Source organism: Burkholderia perseverans (assembly GCF_022870505.1).
Lineage (GTDB): Bacteria > Pseudomonadota > Gammaproteobacteria > Burkholderiales > Burkholderiaceae > Burkholderia > Burkholderia plantarii.
In genome coordinates this window covers 2421264-2436216 of record NZ_CP045093.1, presented here as the reverse complement: position 1 = coordinate 2436216, position 14953 = coordinate 2421264, and the positions used below count along the sequence as shown (strand labels likewise).

The window sequence follows — 14953 nt, the reverse complement described above, 5'->3', positions numbered from 1 at the left end:
CGTTTTTGAGCAGCCGCGACAGCCCGGCCGGCTCCGAAGCCGGGCACCTCGCGCGAGGTATCGCCGGCTTCGCGACCCGCTTCGTTACTTCGTCAGATACCAGAGCGCGCTGGTGCTGTTGCGGGCATCGGCGGCCGGCTTCGCGGCGGGCGCGGGGGCGGCGGGCGTGATGGCCGGTGCCGGTGCGGTCTGCGCCGTGGCATAGGTATTGGCGGCTGCGTTGGCGACCGTATTGGCCGATGTCTCGACGTTGGGCAGCTTCGTCGGCCCCGCCACCGTCGACGGCGTCGACACGTACCACAGCGCGTCGGTGCTCGCCGGGCCGGCGGCGCGCGGCTTCGGTGCCGACGCCCCCGACGCGCCGGCCGCGGCGGCCGCCGCCCGCATGCCGGGCGGCAGCGGTGCGGTGTCGGGCCGGCGCTGGGCCTTCGCCTCGGCGCCGCCGAGCTGGAACACCAGCGAGGGTTCGAGCGACGCGATCACCGCGTAGGGCGGCTGCGATTCCCAGCGCAGCACCGCGCGGCCATGCGGCGTGTCGGCGAAGATCGCCGGCACGCGCTTCATGTCGCTGAACTGCGCGTAGATCTTCTTGCCGTCGTCGAACACCTGCACCGGCTTGACGTCGGGCGCGCCGCTGATGTCCCAGCCGAAGTTGTACTGGCCGGGCGCCGCCGCGGAAATCATCGGCGACGGCGGCGCGCCGGCGGGCACCGCGGCCGGCAGGCCGCCCGGTGCGTTCGCGGCGCGCGGCGCGGCCAGCTTGACCTGGTTGACCTCCAGGCTCGCGAACGGGTTGTAGGTCTGCGGCGGCGTGAAGGAGGGCGGGAGAATGGGCATCGGGGAGTCCGCGGTGCTGACGATCGACCGGGCCGCGTCGACGACCTTGCGCGCATAGGCGAGCCGCTTGTCGGGCGCGCTCGCGTTGTACGCGCCGATCGCGTTCCAGGTCGGTCCGAATTGGCGAATGTTTTCCGAGAGGATCCAGGCGCCGACATAGGCGTTGGTGCAGGGGTCGAACAGGCTCTGTTCGGTGATGCCTTCGCGTGCGAGGCGCGGCAGCCACGAACTGTTTATCTGCATCAGGCCGATGTCGAACGTGCCGTTGCTGTTCGGGTTGATCAGGTTGGTACGGGTGCCCGATTCGACCTGCGCGATCGCCCGCATCAGGCCCACATTCACATGCTGGAACGCGGCGGCCTCGTCGATGCAGTCGGCTCGCGCGACGCCGGGGCGGCCCAGCACGATCGCGGCCAGCGCGCCGAGACAGAGCGGCGCGACCCCGCGGAGCGCAATCTTCCGGTATCGCATGGCCATGATTTTTCTGGGTGGGACGGCACGAAGTAGCGGCATTTTACCCGGCCTGGAAAAAATCCCAAGCCCGCCGCGGGCGTGCCGGCGCCGCGCGCCCCGCCGGGACGGGGCGCGCGCCGTGTGGTCACCCTGGCCCGGAAATTGCAAGCAGGCATGTCGCCCGCGCGCCACGCGCGCCCATCTGGAGGAACCCATGCAATCCGTCGAACCGAAATCGTCCCAGGCACGGTGCCCGCAAACCGGCGAGGCGGCGCCGCCGCCGTCGGGCGATGCGGGCGCCACCCCCGGTTCGCCGCGCGGGCTGCGGGTACGCTATACCGGTACGGTGAAGGTGGAGGGCGGGCGTATCGCCCGCAGCGACCATCTGATCAGTTTCGACCGCGACGAATAACCGGCGCGCTCACGGCTTCATCACCACCTTGATGCAGCCGTCGCGCTTGTCGCGGAACGTCTCGTACATCCGCGGGCCGTCCTCGAGCGGGACGGAATGCGTGATGACGAACGACGGATCGATCTGCCCGCGCTCGATGCGCGCGAGCAGGTCGCCGGTCCAGCGGTTCACGTGCGTCTGCCCCATGCGAAACGTCAGCCCCTTGTTCATCGCGGCCCCGAACGGCAGCTTGTCGAGCACGCCGCCGTACACGCCCGGTATCGACAGGATGCCGGCCGGCCGGCACACGTAGATCATCTCGCGCAGCACGTGCGGGCGATCCGTTTCGAGCATCACGGCCTGCTTCACGCGGTCGTACATCGCGTCCAGCGAGCGGGCCGCGTGCGATTCCATCCCCACCGCGTCGATGCATTTTTCCGGGCCGCGGCCGGCCGTCAGTTCGCTCAGCCGCTCCACCACGCTGTCGTGATCGAAGTCGATCGTGATCGCGCCGCCCTGGCGCGCCATCTCGAGCCGCTCCGGCACGTGGTCGATCGCCACCACCTGCCGCGCCCCGAGCAGCACGGCGCTGCGGATCGCCATCTGCCCGACCGGGCCGGCACCCCAGACCGCCACCGTGTCGGTGGGCTCGATTTCGCAATTGACGGCAGCCTGCCAGCCGGTCGGCAGGATGTCACCGAGAAACAGCGCCTGCTCGTCGTCGAGGCTGTCGGGGACGGGAATGTGGGTGGTGTCCGCGAACGGCACGCGCACGTATTCGGCCTGTCCGCCGGGATAGCCGCCCGTCAGGTGCGAGTAGCCGAACAGGCCGGCCGTGGTGTGCCCGAACACCTTGCTTGCCTTGTCGCGGTTGCGGTTGCTGCGCTCGCAGACCGAGAAATTGCCGCGCCGGCACTGATCGCATTCGCCGCAGAAGATCGTAAACGGCACGACCACGCGCTGGCCGATTCGCAGGCTCCGGTTTTCCTTGCCCAGCTCGACGACTTCACCCATGAATTCGTGGCCCATGATGTCGCCGTGCTTCATGCCCGGCATCAGGCCGTCGAACAGGTGAAGGTCCGAGCCGCAGATCGCGCAGCTGGAGACGCGCACGATCGCGTCCCGCCCGTCCTCGATGACCGGGTCCGGTACCGTGTCGCAACGAATGTCGTGCTTGCCATGCCATCGTAGTGCTCTCATCGTGGTTTCTCCGGAAGGGGGCGGGCAGATCGGCGATCGCCGCCCACCGTGCCGCATCGCAAGCCGCGTTCCGCCCGCCGGCCCGGTCGTCCATGAAGGCGGCGCAACCGCCACGCCGCACGTCGCGCGATCGCGGGCGGGATGCCATGCCGGTGATGCCATGCCAATTTGCCAGGCGCGAAAAAAACACCTGCCCCGCGTGCCCGTGCCCGGCCAACCGCGCGGCGCGAAGCCCTGGCATGGCGGTTGCAACACGGGAGGCTCCATCCACCCCGAAACAGGAGTCAGTCATGGCACAACGAAAGACCGTCGACGATTTGTTCGTCCACATGCTGTCGGATATCTACAGCGCGGAGAAACAGCTGACGCGGGCCCTCGGCAAGCTGGCCCGCTCCGCCTCCGATCCGACGCTCGGCGAGGCGTTCAGCGCCCACCTCGAGGAAACGCGCGGCCAGGTCGAGCGGATCGACCAGGTGGTGGAAACCTGCGGGCTGCGGCTCAAGCGCATCAAGTGCGTGGCCATGGAGGGGTTGATCGAGGAGGGCGAGGAACTGATCGACGAGATCGAGAAGGGGCCGGTGCTGGACGCCGGGCTGGTGGCGGCCGCCCAGAAGGTCGAGCACTACGAGATCGCCGCCTACGGCAGCCTTTGCGCGATCGGCAAGCAGCTGGGGCTGGAGCCGGCCGTCAAGCTGCTGGCGCAGACGCTCGAGGAGGAAAAGGCCACCGACCTGAAGCTGACGGAGTTCGCCAAGCGCGCCGGCAACGCCAAGGCGGTCGGCAAGTGAAGCGCGGCGCGCCCGCGCGCGAAGCGGCCTCGTCGCCATGAAGCGCGGGAAGCAGCGCGCCACGGTGATTTGCCGGCGCGGCGCGCGGATCCTGCTCGTGACGCGGGCCGGGCGGCGCTGGGCGCTGCCCGGCGGCGCGCTCAAGCGCGGCGAATCGCCGGCCGAGGCGGCGCTGCGTGAACTGCGCGAGGAAACGGCGCTTGCCGGACTGACGTTGGTCTACGTGTTGCAGTTCGCCGGCTTGCAGAAGCTGCACCATGTGTTCCTTGCCGAGGTTCCCTGTGGCATGGACGCGCGGCCCTGCTCGGAAATCAGCCGTTGCCGCTGGGTCGATCCCCGCCGCGCGCGTGCGCTGCCGGCGAGCGTGCCCACGCGCGAGATCGTGGCGCTGCTCGGCGCGCGCTCGCCGCGCTGAAGCCGCCGGCCGCGCGCCGCGGCGCCGCTCATGGCGGGCTGCGGGCATGGCGCCGGCGCCTGTTCACATGCATCGCGCCGGTTCACCTGCTCCGATGCCTGCCCGCAGGCCGGGACGATGCAACGCGCGCGCCGCGGGGCACCCCGCGGCGCGCGTGTTCGACGCGGTTAGTCGCCGCGCGGAACCGGTGCGTTGCGGCCCAGTTCGGCGCCGGTGGTGGGGTCGACGTTCGGATCCGATTCGAGCCGGCTGGACATCGCCTCGATCGCCGCGGCCTGCGCGTCGTCGAGGTCGCCGCTCGCGGAGCCGTCGCCGCCGTCGACGGCCGGCTGCGCCTCGCGCGCCTCCAGCCCGTCGCCGCGGTTCCACGGTCCCGGCACGGGCGGCGCGTCGGGCGACATGTCGAAATACACGTGGTCGAACGGCGGGTTCGGCGGCAGCTTGCCCGGCGGGAAGTTCGCCGAAATCGCGTAGAGCGCCTTCTCGAACGAGATCTGGTGCGCGACCTCGCGCGTCATCAGGAAGCCGAGCGCGTCGCGCACGCCGGGGTCGTCGCTGACGTTGATGAGGCGCTCGTAGATGATCTTGGCGCGCGCCTCGGCGGCGATGTTCGAGCGCAGATCGGCGGTGGGTTCGCCGATCGTGTCGATGTAGGCCGCGGACCACGGCACGCCGCCCGAGTTGGTCAGCGGGGTGCCGGCGCCATAGAGCACCTGCGTCAGGTGGCTGTCGTTGCCGGCGTCGTACAGCTTGCGATACAGGTCGGCCTGGCTGTCCACGGCTTCCGCGAGTTCGCCCTTGGCACCGCGATTGAGCATGGCCACCAGCGAGCCGATCACCTCCAGATGGCTCAGTTCCTCGGTGGCGATGTCGAGCAGCATGTCCTTGCGGCCCGGATCTTCCTCGGTCACGGCTTGCGTGAAGTAGCGCATGGCGGCGGCGAGCTCGCCCTGCGGGCCGCCGAACTGTTCGAGCAGCAGGTTGGCGAGGCCGGGATTCGGCGTCGCGACGCGAACGGTGTACTGCAGTCGGGAATTGTGGGTGAACATGAGAACTCCTCAATGACAGACGACGTCGGTTTTTACAACGATTGTGGGGAAGTGCCGCTGCACTCCCAATGGCCGCTCTCGACGGCAGCCCGATCCAGGCTCGTGTCGCGGCCTGGGGCGTGACGGTGCCGGCAGGCGCCGGGCGCGGGTCCGATCGCACGCGGGGCCGCAGGGTCGGCGACAGGGCGCACGCGGGCTCTCCTGTCGAGCACGGTCTGTTCCATCGATGACGGGCATGACCGGCGGCTGCGCCGGCGTGACGGGAACGCGCGATGCATGATGGCTCGATGCAGCCTCGGCAGGCCGCAGACGCTATCGGCGTTTGCGCAAATGCGAGGCGGATCAGCAGGGTCGATGGTGAACTTCGAACAGGAGAAAGACGATGCGAATTCGAGACTGCACGAGAGCGGTGGTGGCGGTGGGACTGCTGGCCGGCGTGGTGCTGCTGCCGGCCTGCTCGAAGCCTGACGATTCGACCAATGGGCCGAACGGTGCGAGCGCTCCTGGCAATGGCATCTCGCCCGCGCCTAGTGCCACCTCTCCACGCGCGAATTCGGCTGCTGCCGCGTCTGGCGCGGGGACCTGAGATACGAAACGGTCGGCCGGTACGACGGCGAGGTAGCTGCCGTCGTTGCGAGCGGCGCGACAGGATGGGCGACGGCGGCAGGCGGCGTCGGCAGGGGCGAGGTGTCCAGTACGATTCGTGCGCTGTTCAAAGGCGTCGGGCCGCCGGTCGAATCGTTCGTCGCGATTTATCGGGGTACCGCTACGAAGCGGCGGGACCCCGGTGCAGCGGCGCGCGGCGCACTTGCCTCAGGCGCCGCCCCATTGCATCGACAAGCCGCCGTCGATGGTCCAGGTCTGCCCTGTCACGTAGTCGCCTTCGTCGCTGGCCAGCAGCAGCGCTACGGCCGCGATTTCCTCGGGGCGGCCCGGACGATGCCAGGGAATGACCGACATCGAGTGTTCGCGCGCCTGCGGGTCGTCCAGCCGGGCCTGGGTCATCGGCGTGGCGATCAGGCCAGGCGCGAGGCTGTTGACGTTGATGCGTTCGGGCGCCAGCTCGCGCGACAGGCTGCGCGTGAGCGAACCCAAGCCGGCCTTTGCCATGCCGTAGGGCGCACTCTCCGGGGTTGGCAGGTGCTGGGCCACCGAGGAGATATTGATGATGCGCCCGCCGCCGCCCGCAGCGCGGCGCAGCCGCACGAACTCGCGGCAGCAGTAGAGCGGACCCAGCAGGTCGGTGCGCAGCACGTCGGCGATCTGCTCGTCCTCGAGTTCGGCCACCGCAGCGCCACCTGCCCCGATGCCGGCACTGTTGACCAGCAGGTCGAGCGTGCCAAGCGCGCGAGTGGCCTCCGCGAAGCAGGCCCGCACCGAAGCCGGGTGCCCGACGTCGCCCTGGATCACGCAGGCGTGCCGTCCGGCCAGCTCGATGCGCCGCGCGGTCTCCCGCGCACCTTCGTGATCGGAGTGATAGATCACCGCCACGTCCGCGCCCTCGGCGGCGAAGCAGGTTGCGATGGCTTGCCCGATACCCGAGTCGGCGCCGGTGATGAGGGCGTGTTTTCCCTGCAGCTTCATTGCGATCTCCTGTTCGATAGGTTGCGCGTCGTCGCGCACGCCATCGTCGCCGCGCATTTCGCGTTCCAGCCGTGTGTGCCGTCCCGCTCCGCGCGGCTGGCCGGCGGAGTGAACGCTGAGGAGGAAAGCCGCGAGATTTTTTCAAGCCTTGCAATCCCGCTTCGCCCAGGTCGACGGTCCGGCGCAATGCCACCACCGCCATGAGATTGGCCGCGCCCGAACAGGACGCGCAACGCTGTCGGCGCGATGGCCCACGCGGCACGGCGCTTGCATGAATCGGCCAATCAGGTGCCTCGACGTTGCGAAGACGACGCGGCGCTCATCGATCGATATCGACTTTCGGTCGCTCATCCCACGGAGGCATGCCATGAAATCACAACCGGGTTCCTTCTCGTCGGCGGGGACGCTGAACCGACGGGGGCGGGGCGTGACGTCCCTCACCGAAGAGCCGGCCGCCGACGCGGCCTGGGGGGGCGGCGCGAGCATGATGGCCTCGGCGGGGACCAACGGGGACGAGAGCCCTGACCCGCCGCGGCCTGATACGCCCGATCAACATCACCCGCGTGATCCGGATCGTGCAGCCCCGCCGATCACTGACGCCGCGCCATATTCGCGTCCCCACGACGAGGACGCGGCGATCGACAGAGCGGTGCGAGAGGTGATCGCCCCGGTGCTCGACGGTCGTTCGGGCCGCGTCTCGATTCTGGTGTGGCAGGCTCGGGTGAGCTTGGAGGGCTGCGTGCCCTCGGCGGATCTGCGCGAAGCGGTCGGTCGCGTGGCCGGGCAGTGTCCCGGCGTGGTCGGCGTCGACAACCGGATCGAGATCGAGCCCGGCACCCACGCGCCTCTGGTGCTGACCCCTGAGCGCCGTATCGTCACGCATTCGCCCAAGTCGGATGGCAAGCCGATGCCGCGCAAGCCCCCGGGCGACTCACGCTGATGGGCGGCACCGCTCGGGCGCGAGCCGGCCGGCCACGACAGCGGCAGCGTCATCCAGGCCGGGTCGGCGGCACGCCGGCCCGCGCCGCCTCGACCGCGCCTTGCTCGCGGGTTGCTGACGCCGCGAGGTAAGCGGCGCGATCGAGGGCTGACGCGCGCTCTCCGGGTGCGATCTTGCTCCAGGTCGTGAATCCCCGTTGCGCGGCATCTAGCGCACGGTCGGGGTCTTCGGTCGACGCGACTGGTACGTGCCGATCAACTGTCCGGTCGCGGGATCCAGCCCGTCCCGGGCGCGACGGTGCCGGGACCGAGCCACTGCCCGGCGATGTAGAGCGCCGTCGAAAGCTCGTGGAGATGCTTCATGAAAAGGACGCCTGACTGTATCGAGCGCGACCGAGCGCACGGTCGCTGCGGCATCCGTCAGTTATGTTGCGTGGCTTCCGAGAGCAGCGAGAGCGCCCCCTCGATGGCTTGCCGGGCCAGCGATTCATCCTGGTAGGACCGGGCGAGAATTGCTCCACCCTGGATCAGCGCGAGGAGCGTAACGGCAAACTTTGCTGGATCGACGCTTTGCGGCAATGTTCCTTCAACCTTTGCCTGAGACAGCTTGTCGGTCAAATTCCGCCGGATGGCGTCGAAAAACGCCGTGACGGGCCGGCGCAGTTCGTCATGTTCGATGGAGGCCTCGTTGACGAGACGCCCGAATCTGCACCCGCGAACGCTGTCCCGGTCTAGACGAAGATAGCGTTCGACCGTGTCGAGAGGCGGTGCATCGCCAGCGAAGAACGCGTCAAGCCTGCCGATGTCATTCTGCGCAAGCTCGCTCATCGCTTCACCGGCGAGCGCGAGCTTCGACGGAAAGTGGTGGTAGAGGCTGCCCGGTCGGGCAGCGCTCCGCTCCTGGATGTCGCGTGGCGACATGGCCTCGAATCCGACTTCCCACAGAAGCTCCTTGGTGGCTTCGAGCAGTTGCTCACGCTTCGACGGCTTTGACATCGCGACTATTCCTTGAGAGCGGCGTCGATCAGCCTTTTTCGATGGCTTGATAGACGCCTTGCTCGAATCTGTTGAATAAACCGACGACCAGGTCGTCGTAAAACGGCCACACCTGGGTGAACAACGCGCCGGTGACCTTTTTCACGGGGTCGATCCAGTAGTGCGTATTCAGCGCGCCGGCCCATGCGGCACTGCCTGCGCTTCGCCCGTAGGGGCCTGGCTGCTCGTTAATGTCGAACGAGAAGCCCCATTTGTGCGCCGTGCCCGGAAAGAGATCGAAGTCGCGCGAGCGCTCGGGACGGGGGCTGACCATCTTCTGGACGTTGAGGTCCCCGATCTGGTTGCGCATCATCGCGGCGACAGTCTCAGGCTCCAGGATTCTAACGCCGTCGAAGCTGCCGCCCTGGAGCAGCGTGCGAAGGAAAACCAGATAGTCACGCGGGGTACTGAACAGACCCGTGCCGCCCATGAAGAATTCGGGCCGCTGAGGTGGCTCGTACGGCTCCGACACCAGGGAACCGTCCGGCCGCCGCTGTGCAGCCGTCGCAAGCCTGCGCCGCTGCTCGCTGCCGATCAGGAACCCGGTGTCGTTCATCCCCAGCGGGTAGAAGATGTTCTCGCGGAAATACACGTCCAGTGATTGGCCGCTAACCGCTTCCACCAGCTTGCCGACCCAGTCCAGTGAGATCCCGTAGTGCCATCGCTCGCCCGGATCGAATTCCAGCGGCACGTCGAAGGCCGCATTCCTGCCCGAGAAGATGATCGGTGTGCCGGTCGCTTCCTCATAGCGCGCGAGCGCCTTGCTCCACAGCGAATAGGTATGGCCGGACGTGTGCGTGAGGAGGTGGCGGACAGTGATCGGGCGTTTCGCCGGACGCAGGACTGGCGTGTTGTCGGGTGCGAAACCTTCCAGCACCTGGGGCGATGCGAGCGCCGGCAGTATTCCGGCCGCGGGCTGATCGACCTGCAGACGGCCCTGTTCGATGAGCTGCATGCAGGCTGCGGCCGTCACTGCTTTCGTCATCGAGAGGATCCAGAACACCGTGTCCGCCGACATCGGCGCGTCGTCGGCCAGACCGGCGTTGCCGGAGGCGCCTTCATAGACGATGCCATCCGGTGTTGCCGCGATTGCAACGACCCCCGGCGCGACGCCGTTGCGGATTGCGTCGCCCAACTGCCTGTCGAGCGACTCGAAGTCGAGTTCGGTCGCGGTTGAACGGTCGTTTGTCACGTTGTCACCTCAAGGAAAGTCAGGGGACGAGCGCCCTGTTCGACGGCACCTTAGCATTTGAGCTACTAGTTGGTCAATTGATGGTCGAATTTATTGACCAACTAGTAGCTCAAATTTATGATGGCGACTTTCCAGCGGCGTCAAGGCGTCGTGGAGCTTCAGGAGAACGGATGAAAACGAGTACGCCCGGATCGGGTCGTCGCGCAGAAGGCGGTGTCGGCGGTGCCGTTTCCGATCGGCACGCGGTGCGTCGAGCACTGCTTCTCGACGGGCCGATTCTTCCGACCGTGGTCCGCCTCTCATGGCCGAACGTGATCATCATGGTCGCGCAGGCAGCGACCGGGCTCATCGAAACCTGGTATCTCTCACGGCTCGGCACCGAAGTCCTGGCTGCGATGGCCATCGTGTTCCCCGTGCTGATGTTGATGCAGACGGTGTCCGGCGGCGCATTCGGCGGCGGCATCTCGTCGGCCATCGCAAGAGCGATCGGCGGCAATCGGCGCGACGAGGCGGATGCGCTCGTGCTTCACTCGATCGTGCTGACAGGCATCCTCGGCCTCGTCTGCTCGGTTGTCATCCTCGGGTTCGGGCCATCCATCTATCGAGCGCTCGGGGGCGAGGGCGCATCGCTTCGCGCGGCGCTCACCTATTCGAACATCGTGTTCGTCGGCATGCCGGTACTGTGGATCATGAACTGCCTGGCCGCGGTGATTCGAGGCACGGGCAATCTGACCATTCCCGCAATCGGCATCTGCGGCGGTGTGTTGATCCTGGTGCCGCTGTCGCCGTTGCTGATCTTCGGTATCGGGCCATTTCCGCGCATCGGCGTAGCAGGCGGCGGAGTCGCACTGCTGGTCTACTACCTCTGCGGTGCGCTTTTCTTTGGCTGGTACATCCTGAGCGGCCGCAATGCCGCGCGCTTCAGGTGGGTGCGTCTACGCGCTCGGGTGTTCTCGGAGATTCTTCGCGTGGGCGCGTTCGCTGCCCTGTCTTCCATCGTCACCAACGCGACGATCGCTTCCGCCACTGCGTTGATCGGTCATCGATTCGGCGCGGCCGAGGTCGCCGGTTTCGGCACGGGCGCTCGTCTCGAGTATCTGCTGGTCCCGCTGGTTTTTGGCGTCGGCGGCACCTTGGTCGCAATGGTCGGCATGAACGTGGGGGCCCGGCGTGGTCCCAGGGCACGGCTCATCGCACTGATTGGCGGGGCGCTCTGTTTCGTCATGACCGAGGCCCTTGGCCTGGCAGCCGCATTCGTGCCCGCGCTATGGCTGCGCCTGTTCGGTTCCGACCCGGCGATGATCGCTGCAGGATCGACCTATCTGCGTGTCGTCGGGCCTTTCTACGGACTGTACGGTTTCGGCTTTGCGCTGTACTTCGCCAATCAGGGAGCCGGGACGTTGCTATGGCCCGTACTTGGCGGCCTGGCGCGGCTGCTCCTCGTGGCCGGAGGCGGATGGCTTGCGCTGGCATTGACCGGATCAGTGGTGTGGCTGTTTGCTGCAATTGCCGCTGGACTCGTGACGTACGCGCTCATCCTGACCGCATGGACGATGTGCGCGCGGTGGGGGCAGCGCGAGCGGACCTGACTTGCTCGGCGTCGGCTTCGTAGATCAAGCACCACTCACCAAAAGGAGCATCGAATTGCCGTTCATCGAAGTTACGACCCGAGGGCCGATTGCGGCCGGGACGAAAGCAGCCCTCGCACGGGTATTGTCAGACACGATGCTCGACATCGAAATTGGCGGTCCGACCGAAGCAGCCTGTCTACGCGACTGGATCTGGTTTCGCGTCTTGCCGGCCGGAGACTGGGCGGTTGGCGGCCGGTTCGACGACACATACGTGCGTGGCCGCACGATGTGTTTTGCCCGCATCATTGCGCCCGAGGGGTTCCTCAACACCGGGCTCAAGCTTCGTGCGATTGCGGAGATCACGGCGCATCTTCGCGACGCGCTCGTCACCGATCCGTCGGATGACGGCACTGGAATCTGGGTGCATGTCGTGGAGGTGCCGGAAGGGCAATGGGGCGCGGCGGGATCGCCCGATCCGCTTCTCAAGCTCATCGCAGGAATGGATGGCACGGTCTCGGCGGAGCGTGTCGCGGAGATTCAAGCCCGTTTCGCTGGAATCGACCGCCTCAAGGCCCGCTTTGGCATACCGAAGTAAGGGCGCTTTGCCAGCTGACGTCAGGTTTCGGTCGGCAACCTGTCGGGCGTCGCGCGGAGGCACCTCGGCGGCTGAATCGGCAGGACCGGTGCAGCGGTTCGGTCCGCCCTGGCAGCCGTTTTCGGGACGCTTCCCGAGCGCTGCCGCGACACCGCCGGGCGTCGCGCGGTCGGCCCGGGCGCGGCGCGGGTCCGGACGCGACCGGCGCACTGTCCGATCCGGTCCCCATCCGTCGGGCCGGCCACGCTGAGTCGGGACGCGCGAGCCTTGCGGCTGGTTTTCTGCGGATGGTCGCACCGGCTGCGCGACACGCGGCGTTATCGAAACGTCTACAGACCGAGTCGAAACCGCCCGTTTTCGTTTTTTCGTTACTTGCCAGACCCGGATCGGCGTGGGGCCTTGTCGGCCCGCTCTGGGTCCACCGGGCCTTCGGCCGGGTTTCGGGCGCTACGCGGAGGCGGGACGTCAGTGCCGCTGCGTTTGCCTTCCGGCCCTGGCGTGCTGTTGCCGCGATCCTCGCGCTCGTCGGGTTGGCCCTGGTTGGTCCCGGGTTTGGTCGATGTCATGGTACGTCTCCCTTGCGGTGATGAGTGGCTGTTACCGAGCGCATGCCGCGTGCCAGGGCCGGGCGAGAAAGCGCTGGTTGTTGCGCCTGCCGGGGGCGCCCGCCGGCAGACCGGAAACAGACGCCGGATGGAGCGGTCGCGCGTTGCAGCGCGGAAGGGGGACGACGGGCGTGCGCCGGCGCCTCCCCTCCGACAGCTGGAACGGAGGGGGGCTGGCTTCAGCGCTTGGCCTCCACGTCCGCGCGTGAGCGCGCGAGATAGGCGTCAGTCACGGCGGGCAGATGCGCCTCCAGCCATTGCGCCATCGCGATCTCCTCCGGGAGGATGCGTTCGCACACGGCGGCGGTCTGTGCGTCGCCCGCGTCGCGCGCCGCCGCTATCAGGGCGCGGTAGGAGGCTATCTCGAAGTGTTCGAACACATAACCCGCGATGCCGCCCTTGACCACCTCGTCCGGCGAAAACATGCCAAAGAAGCCTTGCATCGCGGCCGCGCTTTTTGCGGTCAGGTCTTTCATCGACGAGGTGTCGCTGCCGCGCCGTTCGAGGCACTCGCGCACGAGGCGTGACTGCTCCTGCGTCTCCAGGATGTGCTGCTCGATGCGCTGCTTCAGATCGGGATAGTGTTCGAGCCGCTTCGCCATCGCGTTGAGCATCGTTTCAGCCTGCTGCTCCATCGCATGGGCGTCGCGCAGCCAGTCGTCGAGATGTTTGTCGGTGCTGTTTTCATTGCCTGCCATGTGAGTCTCCATTCGGAAGAGGTAAGAGAGGCGCGCTGTAGCGCATGGGCTCAGCGTGGGTCTTCACCGCGCGGAATCGGTGCGTTGCGGCCCAACTCGGCGCCGGTCGTCGGATCGACGCCGGGGTCCGAGCGGAGCCGTGTGGCCATGGCCTCGACGGAAGCGGCCTGCTCACCCTCGAGGTTGACACTCGCGGAGCCGTCGCCGCCGTCGACGGCCGGCTGCGCCTCGCGCGCCTCCAGCCCGTCGCCGCGGTTCCACGGTCCCGGCACCGGCGGCGCGTCGGGCGACATGTCGAAATACACGTGGTCGAACGGCGGGTTCGGCGGCAGCTTGCCCGGCGGGAAGTTCGCCGAAATCGCGTAGAGCGCCTTCTCGAACGAGATCTGGTGCGCGACCTCGCGCGTCATCAGGAAGCCGAGCGCGTCGCGCACGCCGGGGTCGTCGCTGACGTTGATGAGGCGCTCGTAGATGATCTTGGCGCGCGCCTCGGCGGCGATGTTCGAGCGCAGATCGGCGGTGGGTTCGCCGATCGTGTCGATGTAGGCCGCGGACCACGGCACGCCGCCCGAGTTGGTCAGCGGGGTGCCGGCGCCATAGAGCACCTGCGTCAGGTGGCTGTCGTTGCCGGCGCCATACAGCTTGCGATACAGGTCGGCCTGGCTGTCCACGGCTTCCGCGAGTTCGCCCTTGGCGCCGCGATTGAGCATGGCGACTAGCGAGCCGATCACCTCGAGATGGCTCAGCTCCTCGGTGGCGATGTCGAGCAGCATGTCCTTGCGGCCCGGATCCTCCTCGGTCACGGCCTGCGTGAAGTAGCGCATGGCGGCGGCGAGCTCGCCCTGCGGGCCGCCGAACTGTTCGAGCAGCAGGTTGGCGAGGCCGGGATTCGGCGTCGCGACGCGAACGGTGTACTGCAGTCGGGAATTGTGGGTGAACATGAGAACTCCTCAATGACAGACGACGTCGGTTTTTACAACGATTGTGGGGAAGTGCTGCTTCGCCCTCGTGGCCGCTGCCGGCGGCGCCGTCGCATCGCGGGACGCCGCCGCGACGCGTGCGGGCTCCCTTGTCGAGCACGGTTCGTTCCATCGGTGCGGGGGCCGGCGAGCCGCGTCGGCGCGAGGGACGCGCGCGATGCGCGAGGCTGCCGGCGGGCCGTCCTTCATCGTTGGGCGTGGCGACTGCTTGCGCGTGATGCGCCGGCATGACGAGTCCTTGCCATGGATCGACGACCCCCGCAGTGGGCTTCGCGATGCGGCCGGCGGCCCGGGCCGCATCGCGAATGGCGTGGCGTGCTGCTGACGACGATGATGGCGGCCGCGTGGCTCGCCGGTACCGTGCCGGCGCGCGTCGCCGGCACGCTCGTCGCGGCACCGGCGACGAGCGCGGCACCGCTGGTGCGTGGCAGGCGGGCACGCGCGATGCGGCGCATCGTGGCGTCGTCCGCATCGGAGCACGCGGTGGCCGGCGCCGGTGGTTGCCTGCCGGGAGGATCGCGCAAGCCGGTGGCATGAACGCCGGCGGCATCCAGGCGGCTTGCCGCGGGCAGGTCCGGCATCTGCACCACGCCCCCGGCTTTGCGGCCACGCGTTGCGGCG

At 67.9% G+C, this 14953-nt stretch carries 15 protein-coding genes and 1 pseudogene; 7 read left to right on the top strand and 9 right to left on the bottom strand.

Annotation, left to right across the window (positions count from 1 at the left end):
• Window positions 1-84 precede the first annotated feature (84 nt).
• Window positions 85-1314 (bottom strand): lytic transglycosylase domain-containing protein, encoded by a 1230-nt coding sequence (locus BpN12_RS10005; protein WP_246792354.1) that lies wholly within the window; start codon window positions 1312-1314, stop codon window positions 85-87.
• A gap of 190 nt (window positions 1315-1504) precedes the next feature.
• On the opposite strand from BpN12_RS10005, the gene BpN12_RS10000 reads away from it, so the two are divergent.
• Complete coding sequence (locus tag BpN12_RS10000) at window positions 1505-1702, top strand: hypothetical protein (protein ID WP_246792352.1); 198 nt, start codon at window positions 1505-1507, stop codon at window positions 1700-1702.
• A 9-nt stretch (window positions 1703-1711) separates the two neighbouring features.
• On the opposite strand, the gene BpN12_RS09995 is transcribed toward BpN12_RS10000, so the two are convergent.
• Window positions 1712-2881, bottom strand: a complete 1170-nt coding sequence (locus tag BpN12_RS09995; protein WP_246792351.1) for a zinc-dependent alcohol dehydrogenase — start codon at window positions 2879-2881, stop codon at window positions 1712-1714.
• 290 nt (window positions 2882-3171) lie between these two features.
• On the opposite strand from BpN12_RS09995, the gene BpN12_RS09990 reads away from it, so the two are divergent.
• Window positions 3172-3669: a YciE/YciF ferroxidase family protein gene (locus BpN12_RS09990; protein ID WP_246792350.1), complete on the top strand. Its 498-nt coding sequence runs from the start codon at window positions 3172-3174 to the stop codon at window positions 3667-3669.
• Window positions 3670-3706: 37 nt separating this feature from the next.
• A complete protein-coding gene (locus BpN12_RS09985) occupies window positions 3707-4084 on the top strand; it encodes an NUDIX hydrolase (RefSeq protein WP_246792349.1) in 378 nt (125 codons plus the stop codon).
• Between the two features lie 167 nt (window positions 4085-4251).
• Here the strand turns inward: BpN12_RS09985 and BpN12_RS09980 are convergent, their stop codons facing one another.
• Together BpN12_RS09980 and BpN12_RS09975 are read right to left on the bottom strand one after the other, a co-directional pair.
• Entirely contained in the window at window positions 4252-5133 is an 882-nt protein-coding gene (locus tag BpN12_RS09980; protein ID WP_246792348.1) for a manganese catalase family protein, read from the bottom strand.
• Window positions 5134-5946: 813 nt separating this feature from the next.
• Window positions 5947-6717, bottom strand: a complete 771-nt coding sequence (locus BpN12_RS09975; RefSeq protein WP_342346205.1) for an SDR family NAD(P)-dependent oxidoreductase — start codon at window positions 6715-6717, stop codon at window positions 5947-5949.
• A gap of 367 nt (window positions 6718-7084) precedes the next feature.
• Between BpN12_RS09975 and BpN12_RS09970 the strand changes: the two genes are divergently transcribed.
• The gene (locus BpN12_RS09970; RefSeq protein ID WP_246792346.1) at window positions 7085-7657 is read left to right on the top strand and encodes a BON domain-containing protein; all 573 of its coding nucleotides are present in this window, start codon (window positions 7085-7087) and stop codon (window positions 7655-7657) included.
• 49 nt (window positions 7658-7706) lie between these two features.
• Here BpN12_RS09970 and BpN12_RS09965 read toward each other — a convergent pair.
• From BpN12_RS09965 to BpN12_RS09955, 3 genes and pseudogenes are all read right to left on the bottom strand, one after another.
• Window positions 7707-7898: pseudogene (locus tag BpN12_RS09965) on the bottom strand (aldehyde dehydrogenase family protein); the annotation flags it as partial.
• 178 nt (window positions 7899-8076) lie between these two features.
• Entirely contained in the window at window positions 8077-8652 is a 576-nt protein-coding gene (locus tag BpN12_RS09960; protein ID WP_246792345.1) for a TetR/AcrR family transcriptional regulator, read from the bottom strand.
• Between the two features lie 28 nt (window positions 8653-8680).
• Window positions 8681-9883, bottom strand: a complete 1203-nt coding sequence (locus BpN12_RS09955) for a serine hydrolase domain-containing protein (RefSeq protein ID WP_246792344.1) — start codon at window positions 9881-9883, stop codon at window positions 8681-8683.
• Between the two features lie 170 nt (window positions 9884-10053).
• Here BpN12_RS09955 and BpN12_RS09950 point away from each other — a divergent pair, with 170 nt between their 5' ends.
• A complete protein-coding gene (locus tag BpN12_RS09950; RefSeq protein ID WP_246792342.1) occupies window positions 10054-11472 on the top strand; it encodes an MATE family efflux transporter in 1419 nt (472 codons plus the stop codon).
• A 1-nt stretch (window position 11473) separates the two neighbouring features.
• Window positions 11474-12049 carry a tautomerase family protein gene (locus BpN12_RS09945; RefSeq protein ID WP_246792340.1) on the top strand — a complete coding sequence of 192 codons (576 nt, stop codon included), beginning with the start codon at window positions 11474-11476 and terminating at the stop codon, window positions 12047-12049.
• Between the two features lie 784 nt (window positions 12050-12833).
• Here the strand turns inward: BpN12_RS09945 and BpN12_RS09940 are convergent.
• Both BpN12_RS09940 and BpN12_RS09935 read right to left on the bottom strand, forming a co-directional pair.
• Complete coding sequence (locus tag BpN12_RS09940) at window positions 12834-13352, bottom strand: ferritin-like domain-containing protein (protein WP_246792338.1); 519 nt, start codon at window positions 13350-13352, stop codon at window positions 12834-12836.
• Window positions 13353-13402: 50 nt separating this feature from the next.
• Window positions 13403-14293 carry a manganese catalase family protein gene (locus BpN12_RS09935; RefSeq protein WP_246792337.1) on the bottom strand — a complete coding sequence of 297 codons (891 nt, stop codon included), beginning with the start codon at window positions 14291-14293 and terminating at the stop codon, window positions 13403-13405.
• A gap of 282 nt (window positions 14294-14575) precedes the next feature.
• On the opposite strand from BpN12_RS09935, the gene BpN12_RS09930 reads away from it, so the two are divergent.
• A complete protein-coding gene (locus BpN12_RS09930) occupies window positions 14576-14869 on the top strand; it encodes a hypothetical protein (protein WP_246792335.1) in 294 nt (97 codons plus the stop codon).
• Window positions 14870-14953 lie beyond the last annotated feature (84 nt).

What these genes read in the sequence shown, in the direction of transcription:
- BpN12_RS09995 (WP_246792351.1), bottom strand. Translation starts at nt 2,881, where the DNA reads ATGAGAGCACTACGATGGCATGGCAAGCACGACATTCGTTGCGACACG.
- BpN12_RS09930 (WP_246792335.1), top strand. Translation starts at nt 14,576, where the DNA reads ATGGATCGACGACCCCCGCAGTGGGCTTCGCGATGCGGCCGGCGGCCC.
- BpN12_RS09985 (WP_246792349.1), top strand. Translation starts at nt 3,707, where the DNA reads ATGAAGCGCGGGAAGCAGCGCGCCACGGTGATTTGCCGGCGCGGCGCG.
- BpN12_RS09935 (WP_246792337.1), bottom strand. Translation starts at nt 14,293, where the DNA reads ATGTTCACCCACAATTCCCGACTGCAGTACACCGTTCGCGTCGCGACG.
- BpN12_RS09980 (WP_246792348.1), bottom strand. Translation starts at nt 5,133, where the DNA reads ATGTTCACCCACAATTCCCGACTGCAGTACACCGTTCGCGTCGCGACG.
- BpN12_RS10000 (WP_246792352.1), top strand. Translation starts at nt 1,505, where the DNA reads ATGCAATCCGTCGAACCGAAATCGTCCCAGGCACGGTGCCCGCAAACC.
- BpN12_RS09990 (WP_246792350.1), top strand. Translation starts at nt 3,172, where the DNA reads ATGGCACAACGAAAGACCGTCGACGATTTGTTCGTCCACATGCTGTCG.
- BpN12_RS09940 (WP_246792338.1), bottom strand. Translation starts at nt 13,352, where the DNA reads ATGGCAGGCAATGAAAACAGCACCGACAAACATCTCGACGACTGGCTG.
- BpN12_RS09960 (WP_246792345.1), bottom strand. Translation starts at nt 8,652, where the DNA reads ATGTCAAAGCCGTCGAAGCGTGAGCAACTGCTCGAAGCCACCAAGGAG.
- BpN12_RS09975 (WP_342346205.1), bottom strand. Translation starts at nt 6,717, where the DNA reads ATGAAGCTGCAGGGAAAACACGCCCTCATCACCGGCGCCGACTCGGGT.
- BpN12_RS09950 (WP_246792342.1), top strand. Translation starts at nt 10,054, where the DNA reads ATGAAAACGAGTACGCCCGGATCGGGTCGTCGCGCAGAAGGCGGTGTC.
- BpN12_RS10005 (WP_246792354.1), bottom strand. Translation starts at nt 1,314, where the DNA reads ATGGCCATGCGATACCGGAAGATTGCGCTCCGCGGGGTCGCGCCGCTC.
- BpN12_RS09970 (WP_246792346.1), top strand. Translation starts at nt 7,085, where the DNA reads ATGAAATCACAACCGGGTTCCTTCTCGTCGGCGGGGACGCTGAACCGA.